Source organism: Lacibacter sediminis, assembly GCF_014168535.1.
Classification (GTDB): Bacteria; Bacteroidota; Bacteroidia; order Chitinophagales; family Chitinophagaceae; genus Lacibacter; species Lacibacter sediminis.
Genome location: NZ_CP060007.1, coordinates 1620927 through 1639103 on the forward strand (window position 1 = coordinate 1620927; position 18177 = coordinate 1639103).

The 18177-nt window shown below is 39.4% G+C and carries 18 protein-coding genes; 17 read left to right on the top strand and 1 reads right to left on the bottom strand.

Annotation, left to right across the window (positions count from 1 at the left end; translation table 11 throughout):
- Positions 1-94 precede the first annotated feature (94 nt).
- The 8 genes from H4075_RS07020 to H4075_RS07055 all read left to right on the top strand — a co-directional run bounded on the left by H4075_RS07020 (position 95) and on the right by H4075_RS07055 (position 10659).
- On the top strand, positions 95-328 hold the full coding sequence (locus tag H4075_RS07020; protein WP_182805419.1) for a copper chaperone: 234 nt from the start codon (positions 95-97) through the stop codon (positions 326-328).
- A 261-nt stretch (positions 329-589) separates the two neighbouring features.
- Positions 590-2089 (top strand): hypothetical protein, encoded by a 1500-nt coding sequence (locus H4075_RS07025; RefSeq protein ID WP_182805421.1) that lies wholly within the window; start codon positions 590-592, stop codon positions 2087-2089.
- A gap of 199 nt (positions 2090-2288) precedes the next feature.
- Entirely contained in the window at positions 2289-3320 is a 1032-nt protein-coding gene (locus tag H4075_RS07030; RefSeq protein WP_182805423.1) for an efflux RND transporter periplasmic adaptor subunit, read from the top strand.
- Positions 3321-3339: 19 nt separating this feature from the next.
- Positions 3340-6426 carry an efflux RND transporter permease subunit gene (locus H4075_RS07035; protein WP_182805425.1) on the top strand — a complete coding sequence of 1029 codons (3087 nt, stop codon included), beginning with the start codon at positions 3340-3342 and terminating at the stop codon, positions 6424-6426.
- 28 nt (positions 6427-6454) lie between these two features.
- Complete coding sequence (locus H4075_RS07040) at positions 6455-7801, top strand: TolC family protein (protein WP_182805427.1); 1347 nt, start codon at positions 6455-6457, stop codon at positions 7799-7801.
- A gap of 7 nt (positions 7802-7808) precedes the next feature.
- A complete protein-coding gene (locus tag H4075_RS07045; protein WP_182805429.1) occupies positions 7809-8267 on the top strand; it encodes a hypothetical protein in 459 nt (152 codons plus the stop codon).
- A 195-nt stretch (positions 8268-8462) separates the two neighbouring features.
- Positions 8463-9878, top strand: a complete 1416-nt coding sequence (locus tag H4075_RS07050; protein ID WP_220494876.1) for an MFS transporter — start codon at positions 8463-8465, stop codon at positions 9876-9878.
- A 172-nt stretch (positions 9879-10050) separates the two neighbouring features.
- Entirely contained in the window at positions 10051-10659 is a 609-nt protein-coding gene (locus tag H4075_RS07055; protein WP_182805430.1) for a Crp/Fnr family transcriptional regulator, read from the top strand.
- Here H4075_RS07055 and H4075_RS07060 read toward each other — a convergent pair.
- Positions 10652-11284 (bottom strand): hypothetical protein, encoded by a 633-nt coding sequence (locus H4075_RS07060; protein ID WP_182805432.1) that lies wholly within the window; start codon positions 11282-11284, stop codon positions 10652-10654. The two genes, H4075_RS07055 and H4075_RS07060, sit on opposite strands and share 8 nt — an antisense overlap.
- Before the next feature lie 255 nt (positions 11285-11539).
- On the opposite strand from H4075_RS07060, the gene H4075_RS07065 reads away from it, so the two are divergent.
- The 9 genes from H4075_RS07065 to H4075_RS07105 all read left to right on the top strand — a co-directional run bounded on the left by H4075_RS07065 (position 11540) and on the right by H4075_RS07105 (position 18112).
- A complete protein-coding gene (locus tag H4075_RS07065; protein ID WP_182805434.1) occupies positions 11540-12022 on the top strand; it encodes a DoxX family protein in 483 nt (160 codons plus the stop codon).
- Entirely contained in the window at positions 12019-12477 is a 459-nt protein-coding gene (locus tag H4075_RS07070; RefSeq protein WP_182805436.1) for a VOC family protein, read from the top strand. The genes H4075_RS07065 and H4075_RS07070 overlap by 4 nt, the downstream gene beginning before the upstream one ends.
- An 86-nt stretch (positions 12478-12563) precedes the next feature.
- On the top strand, positions 12564-13628 hold the full coding sequence (locus tag H4075_RS07075) for a flavin reductase family protein (protein ID WP_182805437.1): 1065 nt from the start codon (positions 12564-12566) through the stop codon (positions 13626-13628).
- A gap of 86 nt (positions 13629-13714) precedes the next feature.
- On the top strand, positions 13715-14035 hold the full coding sequence (locus tag H4075_RS07080) for a DUF1330 domain-containing protein (protein WP_182805439.1): 321 nt from the start codon (positions 13715-13717) through the stop codon (positions 14033-14035).
- 64 nt (positions 14036-14099) lie between these two features.
- Entirely contained in the window at positions 14100-14303 is a 204-nt protein-coding gene (locus H4075_RS07085; RefSeq protein ID WP_182805441.1) for a heavy-metal-associated domain-containing protein, read from the top strand.
- A gap of 230 nt (positions 14304-14533) precedes the next feature.
- Complete coding sequence (locus tag H4075_RS07090) at positions 14534-15397, top strand: DMT family transporter (protein ID WP_182805443.1); 864 nt, start codon at positions 14534-14536, stop codon at positions 15395-15397.
- 32 nt (positions 15398-15429) lie between these two features.
- Positions 15430-16599: a DJ-1/PfpI family protein gene (locus tag H4075_RS07095; RefSeq protein ID WP_182805445.1), complete on the top strand. Its 1170-nt coding sequence runs from the start codon at positions 15430-15432 to the stop codon at positions 16597-16599.
- A 128-nt stretch (positions 16600-16727) separates the two neighbouring features.
- Positions 16728-17177 carry a hypothetical protein gene (locus H4075_RS07100; protein WP_182805447.1) on the top strand — a complete coding sequence of 150 codons (450 nt, stop codon included), beginning with the start codon at positions 16728-16730 and terminating at the stop codon, positions 17175-17177.
- A gap of 86 nt (positions 17178-17263) precedes the next feature.
- Positions 17264-18112: a bifunctional helix-turn-helix domain-containing protein/methylated-DNA--[protein]-cysteine S-methyltransferase gene (locus H4075_RS07105; protein WP_182805449.1), complete on the top strand. Its 849-nt coding sequence runs from the start codon at positions 17264-17266 to the stop codon at positions 18110-18112.
- Positions 18113-18177: the final 65 nt, after the last annotated feature.

Sequence of the window (18177 nt, forward strand, 5' to 3'; positions counted from 1 at the left end):
GTGCGGTACCAATTCGATTTTTGTATTCTGATAAAAAATAAACCTGTGAAATACGCCATAAAACTTTTTGACAGTAAAATAAATCAATAAAAATATGGAACTGATAACATTCAAAACAAACATCAGTAACGAAAGAGCTTTACAACGTGTGGCTCCTTTGCTAAACAACGCAGTTGGCTCCTCTAACTGGCAATTGGATGTGTCGGGGGCTGAAAACAAACTGATGGTCTATTCGCCCGGCAGTATTAATGAAATGCAAGTGATTGATGCGGTTCATAAAGCAGGTTTTTATGCCGTTAACATCGAAGATTTCTATGCCATTTTTTAATATTACCCATTTCAAAAACAACTGCTATGTATATTTTAATAATGATATTTCTAATCGTTGTCAGCTCATTCTCCGGGGCAGTTTTTTTAACCGGCTCTGCAACAAGCAATTGGTTAAAGAAACACGAATTGAAAGCGATTCGTTCAAACCAGGCTCCGGCTTCATTGCCAAAGAGAGGGGTGTACTCGGTGTCAACTGAAGAATATTACTTGTTTCATTAATCACTTTTCATAAAAAATATTGATCATTAAACCTTGTCTCATGTATCTCAAATTCAGTTTCATTATTGCCGTATTTTATTTCACGATTGCTACGGGCTGTCGTAAGCAAGCAGAACTCCTTCCGGTAGTTCCATCAATTGTTGACAGCTCCTCGTATCTTCAACTTACGTTCAACGGCATGCAGCCAAACCTGGGAACGATGTATGCAATACTCAGCATTACAAAGGAAAATGGAGATTCAGTGTTTACCAACAGGAAAGTGGCCATTACGCAATCAAATCAACAATACATCAGTGAAAAGATAAAACTGGGAAAGAACAGTTATAAATTAGCTAAGCTTGTTGTTGTTAAATCGTCTGATACCGCAAAATTTGCAACACCGCAACTACAATCGGCAAAAGCCGGATTGGTAAATGTAGCACTGCCGCTTCCCGTAAATATTACTTCAGCAGGCGTTCATGCTGTTCAGCTTTCTGTTTTGCCTGTTTCGTTGTCTGAAGACCCTTCATCGTTTGGGTATACCACTGCTGACTTTGGATTTGAAGCATACTTTACTCTTCAGGCACATTTACAAATGAAAGTTGGAGATGTCGGTTACGATAGTTTACCCGGTTTATTAAAACTGGAAGCTGTTAAGTTAAACGGAGATCGCTGGTTGAGAGAGATTGAATTAAGAAAAGGGATTACCCTTGTGCAAGTTCCGCAGGAGTATGATAACTATACATTCACAATCACCAAATGGAATACAAGTATTCAAAAACAATATAACCGGGCAGAGTTAAACAACAACATGCTTGTTTCATTAGCAGGTACCCGTTCTGCCAAGCGCCTGGTTGAAGAATCTGTTTTCATTGAAAACTCAGGAGCACTAACAGCCGACAGCAGATCTGAATATTTCTATAATCAAAACGGCAAACTAAAAATCATCCGTTATTATCAAAGGTCCCTGCAGTTTTCCGGATTGCCGCTTACGTTTGTGTATAACTTTCAGTATTCGCAACCCAATGCGTGGGATACGGTTTATCGTTACGATGCCAATCAACAGCTTACAGGCTTTACGGCTATGGAAAGAACTAATAACGGACACATCCATTCAATGTTTAATAAAAGTTATGATCAACATACCGGTGCTGCAGTCAGTTACAGTGTAGTAAACGGGAATAAGGAAATTACGGTTGATTATCTTTTCAGCAATAACAATAGCATGCGGTATAATATAAAGTTTGAACATGGTAATAAAGTTGAAGACCGTGGACAATCTTCGATTGGTGGTGCTGAGTCAGGTACTTATTCATATGATGCATTTATCAATCCATATCATCAACTCGGTTATGATGATATGTATTTTACCAATGCTTCAAAAAATAATTTAATGTCGATGTCAAAGGGCTATGCAGGCGGTTTCCCTACCGTTATTCCTTATCGATATGAATATGTATATGATGAGGATGGTTATCCGAAAGAATCATTCGTCAGTTATAAAGGTTATTCATCGCAACAGCATTTATACAGGATCAAAAAAGTTTTCCGTTACCAGTAGGTTTTAGGTTCAGAGCTGATACGTTTTATCAGTAATAGAAGGGATTGTTTTCAATCCCTTTTTTTATTTATGGAAATGATATACATCATTGCTGCCATAGTATAATAACGAGGCTTTACTGCACATGTAATTTTGTTTTCAAATAATCGAAAAAATAAAAACATATTTTATGCAAGTCAATTTTTTGAAATCAATTAGTATGGCGTTGGTTATTGCAATTGCAGCAATAGCCTGTTCATCAAAAGCATCAGGCGATAAGCAAGCGAAAAATGCTGCCGCAACTATGACAGCTTTACCAGTAGATGTAAAGATTGTAGCAGCTTCAAATATTGAACAAAGCGAAGTAGTTGCGGGTTCAATTGTTGCAAATCGTGTGGTGGATATTACCGGTGAGTTGCCAAAAAAAATCAGCATCGTATTTTTTAGAGATGGAAGCTTTGTAGAGGCAGGGCAGGCTTTATACAAATTACAGGATAGTGATATTAAAGCACGCATACGGCAGCTCGATGCAGAGATGAACCTTGCCATAGTTAATGAAAAGCGATTGAGCGAACTGTTAAGAACGGAAAGTGTACGCAGGGAAGAGTATGATATTGCATTGGCACGTTTGCAATCGTTGCAGGCGCAAAAAGAATTACTTGAAGTTGAGTTGTCTAAAACAGTGATCAAAGCCCCGTTTTCAGGGCTTATCGGTATCAGTAAAGTATTTACCGGATCATTTGTAACACCGGGTGTACCATTAGTAAGTCTGGTGGAGCAACAGGTAATGAAAATCCAATTCAGTGTTTCTGAAAAATATATTTCTGTTGTTAGGCCGGGTAGTAAAATCTATTTCACTACAGAATTAAATAGTCAAGTGGCCACCGCTGTTGTTGTTTCAACAGATGCATCACTTGATGTTCAATCAAGGAATATCATTGTACAGGCACAATTCTCAAATGCCGGTAACAAATATAAGCCGGGTATGTCTGCACGGGTATCCTTCAATACATCAACTAAAAACGAAAAAAGTATTATGCTTCCAACTGAAGCATTGATTCTAGGTGGTGATGGTTACAGTGTATTTGTTGTTAGGAATGGAGTTGCAAAACTTACTCCCGTAGTAATTGGTAACAGAAACGAGAGTGAAGCAGTTATTAAGTCCGGTCTTCAATCGGGCGATAGTGTCATGATCTCAAATACACTTCGTGCTGCTGATGGAGCTCCTGTTTCAGTTGTATCATACAAATAATCACCTATAAAAAAAGTATATGAGTTTACCATCATTAAGTATTAAGAAGCCGGTGCTGGCTGCAGTGTTTTCTGCATTGATTGTAATTGCAGGGTTAGTTGGCTGGCGCTACCTGGGTGTGCGTGAGTTTCCCATGACAGAGCCTCCTGTTATTTCAATCGTTACATTTTATCCCGGTGCAAGCCCCGATGTAATTGCTTCAAAGATCACCAAGCCAATGGAAGAATCCATTGCAGAAGCAAATGGAGTGCGCACCATCTCAAGTGAATCAAGAGAACAGGTAAGTGTGATTTCGGTTGAGTTTAACCGTGATGTTGACCTTGAAGATGCATTGAATGATGTGCGTGATAAAGTAGCGAAGTCAAAAAATCAATTACCGGCTGATGTTGATCCACCAATTGTGGAGAAAGCTACATCACCAGATAATCTCGTTGCATTTCTGGAAGTAGAAAGCGATACAAAAGATATCAAAGAAGTAAGTCACCTTGCATCAACAGTCATTAAAGACCGTATGCAATCCATCCCCGGTATTCAACGGGTAGCAATTGTAGGTGAACATAAATATGCAATGCGTTTGCGCTTTGATCCTGTTAAGCTGGCGGCTTTTCAGCTTACACCTGAAGATATTCGAGTGGCATTGCAGCGTGAAAATATTGATCTTCCGTCAGGCCGGATAGAAGGCAACAGCAATGAGTTAAGTGTACGCACACTTGGCCGCTTAACAAAACCTGAAGAATTTAATGAGATGATCATTAAACAATCAACCGGCTCTGTTATAAAGTTGAAAGATGTTGGTTATGCTGAGTTAGGCGAAATGAACGAACGCAATGCAATCATCAATGAAACAGGCGGCAGTAATGTTGTGGGTGTTGGCGTTGCCATACAAATTCAACGTGGAGCCAATGCTATTGAAGTGGTTGATGAATTTTACAAACGACTGGATCAGCTGCGGAGTGAGATTTCAAAAGAATATCGCCTGATCGTTGGATTTGATTTTACACGCCCTGTTCGTGAATCAATCAAAGAAGTGGAAGAAACACTTTTCATTGCATTCGGACTTGTTGTGATCATCATCTTCCTGTTTCTGCGTGATTGGCGATCAACCATTATTCCTGTTGTAGCTATACCAGTTTCGATTCTGTCTGCTTTCTTTATCATGTACATCGCAGGTTTTTCGATTAACGTATTAACCTTATTAGGTCTTGTATTGGCGATTGGGTTGGTGGTTGATGATGCTATTGTAGTGTTGGAAAATATTTATAAAAAAGTAGAAGAGGGCATGAGTCCTGTGCAGGCTGCTTTTGCCGGAAGTAAAGAAATTTATTTCGCTGTGATCTCAACTACTATTACACTGGCGGCAGTATTTATGCCCATCATTTTCATGGGTGGCATCAGCGGACAACTGTTCAAAGAATTTGCTATTGTGGTTTCAGGATCTGTATTGGTATCGGCATTTGTGGCACTAACATTATCGCCCATGCTCAGTGCATATCTTTTAAAGAAAACAACAAAACCAAATTGGCTGTATCGCACAACAGAACCTTTCTTTATTAAATTAAATAATGGTTATGGCAGTTTGTTGCGCAGGTTCATGAAGGTTCGTTGGATGGCATGGGTATTCTTAGTTGCTACATCAGCTATCATCTATTTTGTTGGGAAGAAACTGCCATCTGAGCTTGCCCCGGTTGAAGACAGAAGCAATATGAGTTTAATTGCTATTGCACCCGAAGGTGTTTCATTTGAAAAAATGAAACAGAACATGATGGAAGTAGGAAAGTTTGTGAACGATTCTACAGATGGGTTATACCAGACTTATTCAATGGTTGCCATTTCATTTATTCCTGCACCAGCACCAACAAGTTTTGCAGTGCAGTCAATTTATCTCAAAGATCCTAAAGAACGGAAAACATCTATTCAGCAGCTGTATAATAAATATGGAATGGCATCAGGTAATTTCAGAAACATTCTGTTGTTTCCCTATTTACCACCAACGATTGGAACACGTTATGGTGGCGGTATGCCGGTACAGTTTGTATTACAGGCGGCTGATCTCGAAAGCATCAATGCGGTATTACCAAAATTCCTGAATGCAGCAAGACAAAGTTCAAAGCTGATGTTTGTGGATGCAGATTTGAAAATGAATAAACCTGAACTCAAGATAAATATCGACAGAAGCAAAGCTGCATTGATGGGCGTTTCAATACAGGAAGTTGCAAGAGCATTACAACTGTCATTTTCGGGTCAGCGTTATGGATATTTTTTACGCAACGAACGGCAATATGAAGTAATAGGGCAGGTTGAACGTGCAAACCGAAACGACATCAGTGATCTGCGTTCCATTTATGTACGTTCAGCAAATGGCAAAATGATTTCACTGGATAATCTTGTAAGCATTGATGAAGGAATCAGCCCTGCTGCAATTTACCGTTACGATCAATATACTTCGGCAACAGTTTCTGCCGGATTGGCTCCGGGTGTAAGTCTTGCAGACGGTATTGCAGAAATGGAACGCATTAAAAAAGAAGTGTTGGGTGAGAATTTCAAAACATCACTTGCCGGACAGTCGAGAGATTTCGAAGAAAGCCAGGGTAATATCAACTTCACACTCATACTTGCTTTGTTACTGATCTATATGATTCTTGCGGCGCAGTTTGAAAGTCTGCGTGATCCATTGATCATTATGCTTACCGTGCCAATGGCTGTAACAGGCGCTTTGTTAAGCTTGCATTGGTTTGGTCAGAGTCTGAATGTATTCAGCCAGATCGGTATCATTACGTTGGTTGGGTTGATCACAAAGAATGGCATTCTGATTGTTGAGTTTGCAAATCATTTAAAAGATTCCGGTTTGTCAAAACTTGAAGCAGCGATACAGGCAGCCGAGCAACGCTTCCGCCCAATCCTCATGACTTCATTGGCGATGATTTTTGGTGCCTTGCCTATTGCTATGACGCATAACAGCCGGCAGTCGCTCGGAATTGTGATTGCAGGTGGTCTCATATTCGCTGGCATCCTTACACTTTTCATTATACCAGCCGTGTATTCATACTTGTCATCCGGAAAGCGTAAAAAAGAAGTAGAAGAAATTATTGAAATCAAAGAGTCTTGATTTATCCAATCACATTAAACAGGTTGTTATGAAAAATTATTTAATCAAAGCAGTTGTGCTGCTCCTGAGTGTAGCATCAACTCAAATAACACAGGCACAATCCACCGAAATGAGCCTGAAGGATGTTTTGCAGGTGGTATCTGTTGGAAACCGTCAACTTCAAATACGTGCCCTGGAACTGAAACGTGCCGATGAACTGGTGAAAGAGGCTAAGAGCTATCTGCTTCCATCAGTACAATTCAACAGCAGTTACCTGGTATTTGCTGAACGGCCTGTGATTTATCTGCGTGATGAAACAGCCACGCCGAAAGCAAATGATATAAAGTATGGCGGCCGTCTTGCCTTCGACGCAAATGTAACAGCTGTCTATGCAATCACAAACCCTGTAGCAAAAAGTGAACTAAAATCAGCCGTTCTTCAGAAACAAATGGATGTACAAAGCAAACGTGCCTACGAAGAGCAACTTGCAATGGAAGTATCGCAGCTGTATTATACCGTTTTGTTTTATGAAAAACAGAAAAAAGTGCTCATGCAAAGTCTTTGGCGTAATGAACAGGCATTAACAGATGCAAAGAACTTATTTCTGCAAGGGAAAAATCTGAAGACAGATACGCTCAGTCATTTCATCTCAGTACAAAATATTCGTTTGGCCATATCATCACTCGATAACCAGGTGCAGATCGCATTTCTGCAGCTAAAACAATTGATGGGTATTGAAAGCACGATGGATATTTCCCTTTCAGATACACTTTCAGTTGAGGCTGATGCAGCAGCTTTTGAAATTGCAGCTTCGTTAGTAGACATTGCCCGGCAAAACAGAACTGATATTTCAATGTCAAAATTGGGAATAGAACAACGCAAAATTCAATTGCAGAAAACAAAAGCAATGTACAAACCGCAACTGCTCACCTTTGCGCAGTACCAGGTTCAATCGCAGGCAGATGACTTTGGTTTTCGTTACTACGGTTTGCCCAGAACATCGTTTGCCGGTTTGCGGTTAAGCATACCTCTTTATTCCGGAAATCGGTTAAAGTATCAATCAACAGCAGTATCTGTTTCTGTTAAACAGCAGGAATTAGCACTTGCTGATCTGGATACAAAGGTTCAAACAAAACTTACAGCTTTGTCATTACGATTGCAGGATGAGAAAAGTCAATGGGCAATTCAAAAACAAAATGTTGAAGCAGCGCTGATCAATTATAAAATGAGCAATGAACGTTACCGTTCTGGCCTCAGTAACAGGCTTGAACTGAACGATGCCGAACTGGCTCTTACAAAGGCAAAACTCGAAGAATCACGTCTTCAGTATTCTATTCAGTTACTTTTTGTCGATTTGAAAAAAGAAATGGGTGTTTTAAAATTAATAAACGAATAATTGAATTATGGAAAAAATAGTGAAAGCCGAATGGCAATCTGGTGAAAAACTGGTAGTGGCCAGGTTAAGCGGAATTGTAAATCTCGAAGATATTCAGAACTGGAAAAATTCATTGTATAATGTTCTGAATCTTTTACCCGACAACAGTTCATTTAAGATGCTGGTTGATCTTCATGGATTTGAAGCAGAAAATATGGAAACCCATAAGGAGTACAGAACAATTATTCCATTACTGCTGGCAGATTACAACTACCGTATCGGATACCTTGATATGTTTCCTGAAGCAAGTGTTGAATTAAAACAAACAAGAGGAATCAACTGTATTGCTATGGCAAATGTTCATCATAATGCAGACAAGATGCTTGACTATCAAACCCGCTTTGGGAATGAGCATGAACATTACTTTACTGAATCGGATGCTGCTCTTGCATGGATAAAAAATATGAGACAGCACACTCATGATTGAGGTATGAATAAATAAGCCCGTTTAATTTACTTAATAAACAAGCCTTCCAAATGTGGAAGGCTTGTTTATTAACATAGGTTAGAATCTCATTATATCCATGTGCTGTTATCACGCTCAAATTATATACAAACACTTGCTTTTAATATAACAACATCCCTTTCGCATGAATTTATTTTCGTACTCAAATAAATTATTATGCAAACAACATTAAACCTTTCATCTATGAAGTATGAAAAAAGATGGACAGCGCTGGCATTATTATGCACTGCGCAATTCATGGTGATCATGGATACATCCATCATTGGCGTGGCATTGCCTGCCATTAAAACTGAATTAGGCTACACGCAAAGTGGTCTGCAATGGATTTTTAATGCCTATGTGATCCTGTTCGGAGGTATCTTATTATTAGGCGGTCGTCTTTCCGATTTATTCGGAGCTCGTAAAATTTTTATGTGGGGCTTTGGCATTCTTGCAGCAGCTTCTTTCGGTGCCGGTGCCGCATGGTCACCTGAAATATTAAATACAAGTCGAGCTGTTCAGGGATTAGGCTCTGCATTGATTGCACCAGCAGCTATGACGTTGTTAATGACAACCTTTACTGATCCAAAAGAACTGGGCAAGGCATTTGGTTTTTGGGGAGCATCTGCCGCAGCTGGTGGTTCAGCAGGCGTGTTTCTTGGTGGCGTTATAACAGAATGGCTCGATTGGCGGTGGGTATTTTATATCAACATTCCCATTGCACTCATTGTTCTTGCTTTCAGCAAACAATATCTTGTTGCGGGACGCAAAGCAATTGGGAAAGTAGATTGGGCAGGTGCTATTCTTGCAACCGTTTCATTAATTCTGTTTGTCTATGCAATTGTTACTGCAGAATCAGCCGGATGGTTTTCACTGCAAACAATTGGTTTGCTGGCAGCAGCTGTTCTTTTGTTTGTTGTGTTCATCAGCACGCAAAAGAAAAAGCAAGATCCATTACTTCCGTTGCAGATATTTAAAGTACCGAATCTCACAGCAGGAAATCTTGTAATGGGGTTGATGGCTGCTGCATGGATTCCGCTTTGGTTCTTTTTGAATCTTTACTTACAGCAAATACTTCGCTTAAATGCATTCAACAGTGGCCTGGCCTTGTTACCGATGACAGTTGTGATCATGATTGTAATGGTAGGATTGACAGGTAAACTGGTTGCTAAATTTGGATTTAAACGAAATCTTGTTGCCGGTTTAATTTCATTGACTGCTTCATTAATTCTTTTTGCGTTTGTACCAACAAACGGAACCTACTTGTTGAACGTGTTACCTGCTTCTTTGTTAGGTGCGTTAGGTATGTCACTCGCATATATTCCCGGCACGATGGCTTCAATGTCGGGCGCTAAACCTGAAGAAACAGGTCTTGCATCCGGTATAGTAAATACAAGTTATCAAATTGGTTCGGCCATTGGCTTAGCGATTATTGCAGTGATTGCGGCTGCTGTTACAAAATCAGCAGCTGCTGCAGGTGTAACAGAAGCTGAAGCATTGAACAATGGTTTTCAAACAGCATTCATCAGTGCAGCTGTAGTAAGTGCAGTGAGCGTGTTAATTGCTGTGATAAAAATTAAACAGGGGAAATAAGGATCTCATCATTTTTGTGCGAATAGTTTACGAGGCTGTTTTTTTAAACAGCCTCTTTTTTTCGGATAATTTTGATTCTCACCACGAATAATAAGTTCATTTTTGCAGAAAAAAGATGTGCAGGAATCAGACATGAAACAGAAAACCCATTTTGGATTATTATATTTAACGCATGAATACTGATTTACTGCTTTCCAATTTCAGACAATACATCCAGCTTACCGGTGATGAGGAGCGGGAGATACTGCATTACGTTAGTGAACGATCTTTTAAAAGAGGCGATTATGTCAATGCAGAAGGAGAGGTTAACCGGTTTACCAATTTCATTGTGGATGGCAGTGCCAGAGTTTATTTTATTGATGCAGACGGATACGAACATGTAGTACAACTGGGCATCAGCCAGTGGTGGGTGGGCGATTTTCCAAGCTTTATTACACAAACGCCTGCAACAATGTTTACAGAAGCACTGGAGAAAACAACAACGCTATCTTTTTCGTATGATGATTTACAGATGCTGTATGATAAGGTGCCGAAGATGGAACGCTTTTTTCGTTTATTGATCCAACGAGCTTACGCTTCCTTCCACAAACGCACATTGCAGGCGTTGAGTATGGATGCCGAACAGCGTTATCGTGCTTTTGCAGCAGCTTATCCTGAAATGGACCAGCAGATTTCTGCCAAACACATTGCTTCTTATATTGGCATTTCGCCGGAATTTCTGAGTACGATCAAAAAACGAATTGTTCTCAAACAAAAGGAACAACGAAAAAATATTAATTGATCTCCTTTCGTAAAAAGATTCCGGTATTCACATATACTTTTGTGTCTTTTCCATATTCATCAAAATTCATTCCTGCGCCAATCTGTGTTCCTTTGATGGTTACGCCAAGTCGTACACGCTGGTAACTTCGGTTGTGTTGGTATGGACCATAATTACTCATAACCTGTAACCTCACATATAGTTTGGTGTGTTCTTTTACAGGAGGCTGAAATTCAAGCATACTCATGAGTTCCACAGATCCATTTTTCATGATATCAACTCTTGGCACTGTAACCCATAAGCCATTTTTAAAAACCGCAGCGTACTGGATACCAGCCGCTATCCGAACATTTGTAGCATTACTGTAAAAGATACCTGTAAGAAGTGTAAGTGACCGGTTGAGTTTTGATGTTATATATGCCTGGTTCATAACTTCAGCAGCTTTTTTTACTTTATTCGATTGATAAAAACTGCTGACGTTAGCAATATGCATTATCCCAAACGGCGATTTGTCTGAAATTTTTTTAGCAATCAGGTGCTGATAAAACAGGTAGTCATTTCCTGCTAAGCCTTCTATAATCAAAGGTTGTGTATTGGCTGTTTTTACAGCGAGCATCACAGAAATAGAGAGTAAAATTATTTTCATAATAAAGTTGAAAAGCTTTTTTAATTATTCTGACGGTATGAACTTCCCGAATAAAAGCCAGACAAAGGGTCTGTTCATAACAGCATCGAAACTTTACAGTGCAAAAATGATTTGTACCCGAACCAGAAAAAATAAACTGGTTTAAGAAAACTGTTTTCTTTTTCTGAAAAAAATTTGAATGATCTCAAAAACTTAAACCAGTTTATTTTTCCAAGGAACATGCACCAGCATTTTTGCAATCAAAAAAATATAGTTATGAGAATTCTTCAAACAATCACTCACACGAATGATCATGTAAGCGGACTGTTGTTACGTCTTACATTGGGCATTGTTATTTTGCCACACGGTTTACAGTTATTGCTGGGCTGGTTTGGTGGTTATGGTTTCAACGGCAGCATGCAATATTTTACAGGTGTTGCAGGTCTTCCCTGGCTTGTGGCATTCACTGTAATCATGCTGCAATCTGTTGGAGCAGTATTGTTGCTTACAGGTACCGGAACAAGGTTAATGGCAATTGCGTATGTCATCATGTTTATCGGAATGATTGTGACGGCACATTCCGATTATGGGTTCTTTATGAACTGGGATGGGAACCAGAAAGGAGAAGGGTATGAATATCATCTGCTGGTGATTGGATTGGCGTTGCTTTTAGTGATTAATGGTGCGGGAAAATTTTCCTTTGACTATTTTGCATCAAAATCAAGGGTGCAACAACCTGTACAAAACATAAAATTATGATCAAGGGATTGTATGAAACACATGTTTATGTAAAAGACCTGGCAACCTCCATTCAATTTTATCAGCAACTGCCCGGCTTGGCGCCATGTCATTACGATGAAGAAAGAAAGATCGCTTTCTTTTGGGTGGGTGCTCCGCAAAAATTTATGCTGGGACTTTGGGAAATGCCCGAAGCAGAACGAAGTTCGAGGCATTTTGCATTTGAATGTGATAAGAACTGGATCTTGCATGAATCAGTATCCTTCCTTCATTCACTAAATATCCGTTGTTATAATTTTTTAAAGGATGGCATTGCCAGGCCGATGGTGTTTTGCTGGATGCCTGCAGTTGCGATTTATTTTGATGATCCGGATGGTAATGTCCTGGAGTTTATCAGTATACTTGAAGGAAGAGCAAAGCCCGAATCGGGAGTAGTGTCTTACGATGAATGGTTGACGATCAGCAAAGAAGATTGATTTCAGTTGTTCATGAAATTTTATACAAAACAGTTGTAAAAGTGTAAACAAATCATCTGCGATGCTGAATAGATTTGTTTAAAAAAGTGAAACAGCATTATTTCTGGAAGACTGCCTGTATCATCAGGGAAACAACACAGTCAGTAACAGTCATCTTTGACACACAGGGTGATGTGTTTTCTTTTAAAGCCGGACAGTTTGTAAATCTTACACTTTCCATCAATGGAGAAAGCGTTACCCGTTCCTATAGCCTCAGCAGTGCTCCCGAGCATGATGCACATCCTGCCATTACAGTGAAAGCAGTACAAGCCGGGATAATGAGTAATTATATACTCACTCATGCAGAAGAAATACAAGAGTGGGAGATTGATGGGCCTCATGGTTTTTTTCATGTAACAACTGAAACAGAAAACTGCAAATGGGTGGTATTGATTGGCGGAGGAAGCGGCATTACGCCGTTGTATTCAATTTTAAAACAGCTGCTGCTAACATCTTCCACAAACATTTTGCTGGTTGATTCCAACAAGAATGAGGGAGATGTAATTTTTGCAAATGCACTGGCTTATATGCAGCAAGTTTTTTCTGACCGGCTGAAGATCGTACAGGTTTTTACAGGGTCTGCTGAAACTCCTACTGCAAGGTGGAGTGAAATTATTCAGGGCAGGCTCAGCCGCATTCGCTTAAAGAAAATCATCAGGCAAAACCTGGGTGATGAATACCTAAACGCTCAGTATTTTGTTTGTGGCCCTGATGGTTTGTTACAACTTGCAACAGAGGTGATCAGTGGCCTTGAAATTCCGCAACATCAGTTTTATCAGGAATACTTTCAGCCAAAGGCAGAAGAAATCACTGTAAGTCTGCCACAAGAAATGCAGGAAGTATTGATTCATCACAGGGAGCAATCGAATCTACTGGAAGTGGAACCGGGGAAAACGATTCTTGAAACAGCGTTACAGGATCATGTACGGGTTCCCTATTCCTGCAAAAACGGAACCTGTGGCATTTGTGTTGCGAAACTGTTAGATGGTGATGTGTACATGCGTCAGAATTATGTGTTACCAAACGACCGGGTAAATGAAGGTTATATTCTGCTGTGCCAAAGTCATCCGCTCAACAACAATGTTACAGTTGAAACAACAGGGTTCGTCTGAAAATTTCATACAAACTGATGGTTATTGTATAAGAAGATCGCAGGCAGGCGTATTTAATTTTACATCTCAATATTAAAAAAAATACTATGACACCAGAAACAAAAACAAATGCGACAGGCAGAGCATATTGCCTGTTTGATAACATTGCGATTAATGGTCTTTCTAAGCTGGAAGAATACAAAGAGAAAGTTTTTCCGGTAGTAACTTCATTCGGCGGTAAATATCTTGTAGCCAGTAACCGTATAAGAGTAGTGGAGGGAACTTGGCAGCCAAGTCATTTGGTGATGATTGAATTCCCGAGTTATGAAGAAGCTAATCGTTGGTATGATTCGGAAGAGTACAGGGAATTGAAAAACTTAAGGCATTCTTCCGGCAGGTTTGATGGAATTATTGTAGAAGGTCTTTAAGTTCATCACTGGATCGATATTTACGACAGTAGAATGTTTATTCGCAATAAAAAACAGCAACAATATGAAGCAGTATACATTTATCATTAACGGTATGGGTGGAGATCATTGTGTAAATGTGATCAAAACTATTCTCTCAAAACAGCAGGGCGTTACAATTCACGAAGTAGAGCAGGGCAAGGCAACAATTAGTATAGATGAATCTTTAAATTCAAATGAGAACGTAATTGCGGCTATCGAAAAAATGGGTTATAAAGTAGTGAGATGATATTTGTTTTACAGTTACCATTACTTGGTCTATAACGGCAATAACGAAAATAATTAAACGGTTTAAAACAGACCCGCAACGAAGGGCGACTTAGTATTAAGTCGCCCTTCGTTATTTACATCTATGTAGAATCGTAATTGCCCGTTGTAAATAATATAAAACCACATGGCTTATATGTAACAACCTTGCTCAAAGGTGAAATTAGTTTTGTCTTCTAAATTAATCAGAAGATGAAACTGAAACATATCTTACTATTGGTTTTGCTTGCAGCAATTTGGGGAAGTTCCTATTTGTTTTTACGATTGGCTGCGCCGGCAATGGGCATCTCTCTTACAATGGCCTCAAGAATTATATTGGGAGCAATTGTGATGATCGCAGTTTTTTCCTACACAAAAAAACTTCCCGATTACAAGCTTTTTTGGAAACAGTACATCGTACTTGGGGTGCTGAATATATTACTGCCTTTTGGATTTATAACTTATTCCATTACGAACCTTAACGCTTCAATTGGTGCTATACTCAATGCAACAACACCTTTGTTTACAATCATCGTATCATCTATCTGGCTAAAAGAACAACTGAATTATAAAAAGATTATCGGTATTGTAGTTGGATTGCTTGGGCTTACCATTTTAGTGGGATGGATGCCATTAGATCTTACTCGTGGAGTTATGTTATCGATCGTTTTGTCATTAAGCGCTTCTCTGTCGTATGCAGTAGGTGCTGTGTACACCAGGAAATATCTCAAACATACCGAACCGTTAAAAACAGCTACCGGAATGATGAGTGCTGCAGCGGTTCTTGTAATGCCACTGCTTTTTTCTTCGCCTGCTACAACATTTCCGGGAGTTGAAATTGCAGCTGCTGTTTTTGTTTTGGGAGTATTCTGTACAGCACTTGGTTACTCGATCTACTTCAAATTACTAAGTAATGTAGGTGCAACAAATGCTTCTGTTGTAACCATGTTGGTGCCTGTTTTTAGTTTGCTGTGGGGGCTTTTGTTTCTGCATGAACCAGTAACGCCGGCCATTATACTAGGGTTATTGTTCATTCTTGGCAGCCTTAAGATGATTCTTATACCTAAACATAAATAATTCAATTACAACAATTCAATAAAACAAACAAAATGACACGCATTTTCACATCAATCGTTCTGCTTGTAACATTACTGGTTGCAGGCTGTTCACCCATTAAGGAGTTTTCAAGAGTTCCGGAGTATGCAGGAATAACACCTGAAAGGACTAAAACTACAATGCCCGATTCAAAAAAGAAAACGATTCTCTTGCTGGCATATAACAAGGGGACAGAAATTTTTGATTTGATGGCACCTTTTAATTTGTTCAATCTTACTGAACAGGCTAATGTTTATATCGTTGCTCCTGAAAAAGGACCAATTGCAGTAATGCAGGGCTTTTTTACTTTGCCACATTATACATTCCGGGAAATTGATTCACTAAAGATTCAGCCCTCCGTAATTGTAATTCCCAATTTTTCTGCAATGGGTAAAACCCAGCAGGATCCGGTTGTAGTTAATTGGATCAAGAGTAAGTATACAGATACAACTATTTTTCTGTCAGTTTGCGCCGGATCATTTACAGCAGCTGCAACAGGCCTGTATGATGGAAAAGCATTGACAACACATGCATCCGACATTCAATTGAATATGAAATTATTTTCTGCACCTGCCTGGACAACGGCAGTAACCTATACAAAAGCAGGAAATCTTTACAGTACAGCCGGAGTTTCAAATGCAACAGAGGGAGGTCTTGCAGTGATCCGTGATGTATTTGGTGAGCAAACAATGCAACGGGTTATGAAGCAGGTATATTATCCACACGCAACACTCCGTACAAAACATGAAAGCATTGCCATTGATGGACGTAACAAAAAACATATACTTAGTAAAGTGCTGTTTAAAAAAGATGACAAAGTTGCTGTGCTTTTACAAGAAGGGGTAGATGAGTTTAAATTAGCTGCAATACTTGATGCATATCACCGGACATTTCCAGCCACACTTCATACTTATGCTGTTAATCCCGATGGTGTTATATCCAGGTTTGGCTTGAGAATAATGCCATCTGCTCATATTCAGCAATTACATAAGTCAGATGAGCTGCATATTCTTTCGAAGGATGCTCTTTCAGAAAAAGAAAAAAAGGCTGTAGGTAAGTTGCCTGTGGTAGAATATAGCCCGCAAAGCACCCGCTACATTTATGATGAATGTCTCGATCGTATTGGAAAGAAGCTTGGCAGCAAAATGCATATAGTAACAAAACGTTTGCTCGACTATAATTGAAAACTCCTGACAATGTAAGAGAGACCCAATTTGTATTGACTATTTAATGCCTGATGATTTTAATCTGTACCCTTTTTATTAATTGACTGAACATGCTTAGAGGTATTCTATTCATATCATTTCTTTTCATGGATTTATCTGTTGCTGCACAAAGAGTTTTTGACAGGCGCTATTACAATCTGCAGGGAAAAGTAGAGCCCATTTCAATAGAGCGGCCTTTGTTGCAATTCCAGGTTCGTTTTTCGGCAGTTGCTTTAATGAACAATCGATCGCCTATCTATTATCGATTAAGGTTGGTGTTGCCTTTGAAGAGGAAACAGAGCGTCAGGAAAGTTGTGGTAAATGGCGATAGTTTATATCAGACAACTTTTATTGCTCCTCCGAAAACAACACAGAAGCGAAGCCTTGTCAACAGATTGTGGGTTTATAAAAATTCCTTTTATTTATTAAAACAACAACTATCGATTCATTATTCTCAATCGCTGGTAAGAGGGAAGATTGAAATTCGCAGGATGCCGGTAATCCCAAGAAAAGCGTATAAGTTAACGGAGAAAAACCCCGGATATCTGAGCAATTAAAAAAGGATGTTGGCAAATCTTCAGCAAGTTTCGGGTTTGATGATGCCAAACTTCTGTCGACATTTACAGTACGAAATTGCAGCAATATGACAGAGCAACAACAAGTGACATATAAACGGATTGCAGAAGCAATTGAATACATCAAGTCAAATTTCAAGGAGCAACCGAATCTTGATGAAGTTGCGAAGAAGGTGCATCTGAGTCCGTTCCATTTTCAACGTCTGTTCAGCGAGTGGGCTGGTACAAGTCCGAAGAAGTTTTTACAGTATACAACGCTGGAATATGCCAAGTCGCTTTTAAAAGAGAACCAGGCAACATTGTTTGATGCGGCATACGAAACAGGTCTTTCAGGTACAGGAAGGTTGCATGATCTGTTCATAAATATCGAAGGGATGACGCCTGCCGAATATAAAAATGGCGGGAAAAATCTTACTATCAACTACAGTTTTGCAGAAAGCCCGTTCGGTAACATCGTAGTAGCATCAACACAGAAAGGGATTTGTTACATGGCATTTGCGGATGATGAACATCTTGCATTTGATGCGCTGCTGAATCATTTCCCAAACGCAAGGTTCAGGCAAATGGTTGATTTTATTCAGCAAAATGCACTTCATATTTTCACACAGGATTGGACAAAACTTCATCAAATAAAATTGCATTTAAAAGGAACCGATTTTCAATTGAAAGTATGGCAAACACTTTTGAGAGTTCCAATGGGGAAGCTTACAACATATGGCGCAATTGCTGATAAAATTGAAAACCCGAACGCTTCAAGGGCAGTAGGTACTGCCATCGGCAGTAATCCGGTTGCATTTTTAATTCCCTGTCATCGTGTTATTCAATCTTCCGGATTAACAGGCGGGTATATGTGGGGTGCTACGAGAAAAACCGCCATCATTGGCTGGGAAGGAGCAAAAACAAATCATCAACATTAATTGCGCAAGTTTCGGGTTTTCTGGTTTTCGCAGATCATGAAACTTTGCGTTGCATAAAAACAAAA